This window comes from Bacillus sp. C30 (genome assembly GCF_040838255.1).
Taxonomy (GTDB): Bacteria; Bacillota; Bacilli; order Bacillales; family Bacillaceae_G; genus Bacillus_A; species Bacillus_A mycoides.
This window is the reverse complement of record NZ_JBFPJH010000191.1, coordinates 1-6248: the sequence shown is the minus strand read 5'-3', so window position 1 is coordinate 6248 and position 6248 is coordinate 1. Positions and strand designations below refer to the sequence as shown.

The window sequence follows — 6248 nt, the reverse complement described above, 5'->3', positions numbered from 1 at the left end:
CTATCTCTTTACATAGACGAAGGAGATAGCCGTTTTCCTATTATTACGTATGTTACGAGTTATTACGAGTTGGTTTCAATTGCTTCTAATAATAGATCAACAATGTGAATTCCTCTCATTTTATGAGAAAGACCTTCACGTTCAATACCTAGTTTCATTTGTAATAGACATCCAGGGTTTGCAGTAACAATTGTCGCTGCATCTGTTTCATGTACACGGTCCATTTTGTAATCTAGAAATTCCATTGATAACTCCGAATGGACAATATTATAAATACCAGCAGAACCACAGCAACGGTCCGCATCTTTCATTTCGTGGTATGTTGCGCCTTGAATGGCCTCTAGTAACATACGAGGTTCCGAAGATGTTCGCATAACATTGCGTAAATGACAAGAGTCTTGATACGTAATGATTTGCGGCGTGAGTCGTAAGTCATTACGTTTATGGAAATCTAGTTCTACTAGTATAGCAGTAATATCTTTAATTTTAGAAACAAATTGCTTTGCGCGTTCAGCCCATTTGGGATCATCTTTTAACAGATAATCATAGTCTACGAGGTAAGCTCCGCAACCACCTGCATTCGTAATAATATAGTCGATGTTTAAATCTTCGAATGCTTCTATATTTCGTTTTGCTAATTCTTTTGCTCCACTCTTTTCACCAGCATGCCCATGTAACGCCCCGCAGCAACTTTGTGTTTTCGGAATAACGATATCACAACCAGCTAACTGAAGAAGTTTCATCGTTGCGTTATTTGTTTCTAAAAACATCGTATCCATTAAACAGCCTGTGAAGAATGCAACTTGTTTCTTCTTTGCCACCTCAGCAGGTAAAAATTCAGGACGATCTTTCATTGCTTTCATTTTAGGGACTTTTGGCAAAACGAGGTCCATCGTTGCAAGTGTTTCAGGGAATAACTTCATAATACCTGTTTTATGTGTTAGCGTTTGTAAACCAGAACGCTGGTAAAATCCGATTAGTCCTGTTAATGTTCGCATTCGGTTTTGATGCGGGAATAGTCCTTCAAAAACAACTTTACGAACAGCTCTCACGGGCATGGAGAACTTTTTATTTTGATTAATAATATCACGAGCTTCTTCTAATAAATGTCCATAATTCACACCAGATGGACAAACAGGTTCACAAGCGCGGCAGCCAAGGCAAACATTTAATGTATCTTCAACATCTTCATCCGGCTCAATTAAACCATCAACGACGGCTTTCATTAAGGCGATACGTCCGCGTGGGGAATGTGATTCTTTATACCCAGATTGAATGTAAGTAGGGCAAGTTGGTAAACAAAAGCCGCATCGCATACAGTTTAGTAGTTCATCTTCACTTAATCGTTCTTTAAATTCCTTTTGAATGTTTTCTTTATTTAATGTGGTCATCGCTCAACCACCACTCTTTTACGAGAGTCTTTCGCGAACATCTTTCCAGGATTCATAATGTTGTTTGGGTCGAAGGCTTGTTTAATCCCTTGCATAGCAGCAATACCTTCTTTACCTAATTTCATTTCTAAATACGGAGCTTTCATTGCGCCAACACCATGTTCACCAGTAATCGTACCACCAAGCTCAATCGCTTTCGCAAATATTTCAGCAAAAGCTTGTTCGGCACGATGCATTTCTTCTTCATTACGGGCATCTGTCATACAAGTCGGATGCAAATTACCATCACCAGCATGACCAAAAGTACAAATAGGAATATTATATTTCTTTGCAATTGCATTAATTGCTTCAACCATTGGAGCGATTTGTGAACGTGGTACAGTTGCATCTTCTAATATTGTTGTCGGTTTTAGTCTTGCAAGTGCTGATAGTGCACTACGGCGTGCTGTACGAAGCGCATCTGCTTCGGCTTCATCTTTTGCAACGCGAACATCGACCGCATTCATAGCACGGCAAACGTTAGCCATTTTTTCGATATCGCGATTGACAACCTCGGGCGGGCCATCTTGTTCAATTAATAAAATTGCTTTAACGTCAGTTGGTAAACCGATTTGTGCAAACTCTTCTACAACTTCAATTGTTGGTTGGTCTAAAAACTCAAGTGTCGCCGGAATAATTTTATTTGCAATAATAGCAGAAACAGCTCGAGCAGCTTCGTTAATATCTTCATATAGCGCAAGCATCGTTTTCTTCGTTTCAGGCATAGGGACAAGTTTTAATATAGCTTCCGTAACAACACCAAGTGTTCCTTCAGAACCAATAAATAAACGAGTTAAATCATAACCAGCTACATCTTTTGCTAATTTACCGCCAGTGCGAATGATATCGCCGTTCGGTAAGACAATTTCAAGCCCCATTACATAATCACGTGTTACGCCATATTTTAAACCACGTAATCCGCCGGAGTTTTCATTAATGTTACCGCCGATTGTAGAAATTTTCATAGAGCTTGGATCTGGTGGATAAAATAAACCTTTTTCTTCTACTGCTTTAATAATATCAAGTGTAATAACACCAGCTTGTACAGTAATTGTTAAATTCTCTTCGTCAATTTCTAAAATATTGTTCATATGGCGGAAAATAAGGACGATACCACCTTCAAGTGGACACGTTCCAGCGCAAAGATTTGTTCCAGACCCGCGAACGTATACTGGGATTTTATGAGTGTTACACACTTTTAACACGTCTGCTATTTCATTTGTATTACGAGGAGCAATGACTGCATCAGGCATCGCTTGGAAGTTTGGAGTGGCATCATAACTATAAGTTAAACGCCCCATATTGGATGTATCTACATTATCTTCGCCAACAATAGATACGAATGAATCAATAATTTGCTTTTCTAACATTGGAAATCCCCCTCAAACTGTTAACGTATTTCGTCATAATAAAAAACGTTGTAACAGTGCTTTCATTATAATGATAAAAAAGTTGGAGGATTCTTTCTATGTACAATCATCTAAAGATTAATCGATTTTATCGTTATTTTTTGTATGATTATCTAATAAGAGGAGTGCGAAGTATAAAACATTTAAATCTTTGAATTGTTTCGGGTCAAGTCCTGTATGTTCTTCAATCTTTTTTAGCCTGTAATGCAATGTGTTAATGTGTATATGTAATTGCTCAGCTGTCTGCTTATAAGATTGGTTATAATCGATAAATAAACGTAAAGTGTGCATAAGCTCAGGAGATGATACTAAGTTTTCAATGGTACGCTCTAGAAACTGTTCTCGAGTTTCAGTAGAAATATCTTGTAAGCACATTTCTAAACGTAAATCTTCATTAAATACAATTTTTTTCGTTTCAAGTGATACTGAAAGGGCGCGTAATGCTTGTTCGTACGATAAGTTCATATTGCTTGGCGTAACTGTTTGTCCAATCCCGATATATAAAGTAATAGAAAATAAAGTTTCACAGTCTTGTTTTAACCGTTTTAAAAATTGAAAGGTTTGCTCTTTGGATTGTATTGTTGTAAACAAAATAAACCGATCATTTCCCCAGCGAACAAATAAATTTTCTTTTGCTAAAATGTTGCGCATATGTTGCCAAATTTTACGCTGGAGCATCGTATTATCTTGGGCGATTGATAATAAAATAAGTTGTTTCTTCTTATATAAATCAATGCCAAGCGTTTTTGCACGATCGAGAAAACTTGGAGACCAGTCTGTATTTTGAAGCCAATCAAAGACAAATGCTTCATAAGACCGGTGCTCAAGTTCTAGTTGTTCTAAAAAGTAGTTTTCATGAATTAATAATTCGGTCATCTTACGTAATATTTCTCCGTATTGTGAAATATTTTCAGGTTCTCCTGTAATTCCAATCACGCCGATTACTTCGTCATGGAATAGTAAAGGAAGGTTCATCCCAGCTTTTACACCTTGCAGTCGTCGTTCATCGTCTTTTGTAATAATGACAGTTTTCTTTTGTTTCGCACAGCGGAGTGCACCTTCATGAAATTGACCGATTCTTTCCTCATCTGTACTTGCGATAATAACGCCTTGTATATTAATAATAATAATGTTTTCAGTAATTAATCTGCGTACTTCACGTACAATTTTATTCGCTAAATCAGGAAAAAGCATAATTTACACACCTCAAATTCTATTTGTTGTACATTATATATGTAAGTTTATTAATAAAGGAAGATTTCACATTTTCCACACATTTATTTGTTATTTTACAATTATAACGAAATCATCCGAAGATGGAGGGAATCTTTTGAGAAAGTATGTTTTTCTTCTCTGTTTTTTATTTCTATTAGTAGGGTGTCAAGGAAGTTCGTATACACCGATTGCTAAAGATAAAAGTGTTATTATAACAACGAATATAAAGGAAGGTAGTATTAGTTTTATTGATAAAAAAACAAAGAAGCTATTAACAACATGGGAATTAAATGAGCCGATTGCGGGGGTTACGCTACTTCCAAATGGCGAGGAAATACTTGTTTATGGTAAGCAATTAGAATATATGTATGTATATTCACTAGCAGAAGGAAGACAAGTGGACAAATATAAGATTGGAAAAGGAATTGCTAATGTTATCGCATCAGATGATGGAACACAATTATTTGCTGCCGATCAAAATGAACAAAAGGTAAGGTTCTTTACGATAAAAGGAAAAGAGACAGGGAGTGTTTCAACAGGAAAAGGGCCGATAACGATGGTAGAGCATCATAACCAGTTATCTGTACTCAACTTTTATGATACGAAACTAACGACCATTGATACAAAGAAAAAAGAAGTGATACAGTCCTTTATGATTCCACCAGCATCAACAGGAGCAACGGTTAGCGCTGATGGGAAAGAAATATGGATTGGTGGACATGGTGATGGAAGTCAAGTGAATGAGAAAGTATTAGTGTATTCTTTACAGAGCGGAGAGATGATGCGTTCTTTACATGCTCCGTTTATGCCTGTGAATATAACAAAGGATGATAAGTATGTATATGCGCTAAGTCACGGTTCAAATACGCTTAGAAAGTTTGATGCAAGTACGTATCAAGAGGTAGGATTTGCAGAAGTAGGATCTAATCCATTTGCATTTTTGAAAAGCGGTGCAGAAGGATATGTAGCTAGTTATGATAGCGATGAAGTATGCGTAATGGATATGAAGAATATGAAAATAAAACAAACAATTAAAGTCGGAAAAGGACCGTTTCAACTCATAGAGAGAGAAGGGGAAGGACAATGAGTAAATATAACGTGCTAGTCGTAGATGACGAAAGTGATATGAGGCAACTTGTCGGAATGTACTTAGATAACTTCGGATACGAGTGGGGAGAAGCTGAAAATGGAAAAGAGGCACTTCGAAAATTAGAGACGGATCATTATGATTTCGTTGTACTAGATATTATGATGCCTGAGATGGATGGGCTTTCAGTTTGTAAAGAGATTCGAAAAACGTCGGATGTACCTATTATATTTTTAACAGCAAAAGGTGAAGAGTGGAATAGGGTGAACGGCTTACGTATGGGAGCAGATGATTATATTGTAAAGCCATTTAGTCCTGGGGAACTAATTGCTCGTATGGAAGCTGTTTTAAGACGATATACAAAGCAAGAACAGCAAGAAGAGATTCAATTTGGACCGATTCTTATTAATGAAAAAAGTAGGAGGGTCGAGACGAATGGTGAGACGATTCCTCTTACGGTAAAAGAGTTCGATTTACTATATTTTCTTTGCCAACATAATGGACAAGTATTTAGCCGGGAACAATTGCTTGAAAAGGTGTGGGGATATGATTATGCAGGAAGTACAAGAACGGTAGATACGCATGTGAAAACGATGCGTCTAAAGCTAGGAGAAAGTGGAAACTACATTCAAACCGTTTGGGGTGTAGGTTATAAATTTGAGGTGTAACGTATGTTTACGATGGTACAAAAGCTTTGGCTTACAGTAGTATGTGCAGTATGTGTAACAGTTTCCTTTCTTTATTTTGTATCTTTATACTCATATGAAAAGTTATACGTTGATAATTTAAAAGATTCATTAGTAATGGAAGGGAAACGTCTTGCCACGCAATATGATAAACGTGAAGGAGTATCCACTTTTGAAGAGAAAGTAAGGGCATATGATCAAATATCTAGTTCAGATGTCCTTTTCGTATACAATCCGCGTGATTTAAGCGCATGTTTGCCTTTTGATGTTCACCATCATTCTCTTATAAGTGAAGGGGATAGACAGGCGCTATTAGATGGGAAAACTGTGACAAAGATAGGGTATGAAGAACATTTTGATCGTAATATTATGGGTGTTGTCATCCCTGTTTTAGATAATAAAAAATTAGTTGGTATTGTAT

Annotated in this window: 5 protein-coding genes and 1 pseudogene; 3 read left to right on the top strand and 3 right to left on the bottom strand. The window is 36.8% G+C overall.

What is annotated here, in order from left to right; genetic code table 11:
• Positions 1 to 62: 62 nt before the first annotated feature.
• From AB3X49_RS15910 to AB3X49_RS15900, 3 genes are all read right to left on the bottom strand, one after another.
• A complete protein-coding gene (locus AB3X49_RS15910; protein ID WP_367963258.1) occupies positions 63 to 1391 on the bottom strand; it encodes a (Fe-S)-binding protein in 1329 nt (442 codons plus the stop codon).
• Positions 1388 to 2800 carry a glycolate oxidase subunit GlcD gene (gene glcD, locus AB3X49_RS15905; protein WP_002188861.1) on the bottom strand — a complete coding sequence of 471 codons (1413 nt, stop codon included), beginning with the start codon at positions 2798 to 2800 and terminating at the stop codon, positions 1388 to 1390. Before glcD ends, AB3X49_RS15910 begins: the two co-directional genes overlap by 4 nt.
• 117 nt (positions 2801 to 2917) lie before the next feature.
• Complete coding sequence (locus AB3X49_RS15900) at positions 2918 to 4033, bottom strand: CdaR family transcriptional regulator (protein WP_367963255.1); 1116 nt, start codon at positions 4031 to 4033, stop codon at positions 2918 to 2920.
• A 136-nt stretch (positions 4034 to 4169) separates the two neighbouring features.
• Between AB3X49_RS15900 and AB3X49_RS15895 the strand changes: the two genes are divergently transcribed.
• From AB3X49_RS15895 to AB3X49_RS15885, 3 genes and pseudogenes are all read left to right on the top strand, one after another.
• Positions 4170 to 5141 (top strand): YncE family protein, encoded by a 972-nt coding sequence (locus AB3X49_RS15895; RefSeq protein WP_002011594.1) that lies wholly within the window; start codon positions 4170 to 4172, stop codon positions 5139 to 5141.
• Complete coding sequence (locus AB3X49_RS15890; RefSeq protein WP_002126137.1) at positions 5138 to 5809, top strand: response regulator transcription factor; 672 nt, start codon at positions 5138 to 5140, stop codon at positions 5807 to 5809. Before AB3X49_RS15895 ends, AB3X49_RS15890 begins: the two co-directional genes overlap by 4 nt.
• A gap of 3 nt (positions 5810 to 5812) precedes the next feature.
• Positions 5813 to 6248: pseudogene (locus tag AB3X49_RS15885) on the top strand (sensor histidine kinase); the annotation flags it as partial.

What these genes read in the sequence shown, in the direction of transcription:
- AB3X49_RS15900 (WP_367963255.1), bottom strand. Translation starts at nt 4,033, where the DNA reads ATGCTTTTTCCTGATTTAGCGAATAAAATTGTACGTGAAGTACGCAGA.
- AB3X49_RS15910 (WP_367963258.1), bottom strand. Translation starts at nt 1,391, where the DNA reads ATGACCACATTAAATAAAGAAAACATTCAAAAGGAATTTAAAGAACGA.
- glcD (WP_002188861.1), bottom strand. Translation starts at nt 2,800, where the DNA reads ATGTTAGAAAAGCAAATTATTGATTCATTCGTATCTATTGTTGGCGAA.
- AB3X49_RS15890 (WP_002126137.1), top strand. Translation starts at nt 5,138, where the DNA reads ATGAGTAAATATAACGTGCTAGTCGTAGATGACGAAAGTGATATGAGG.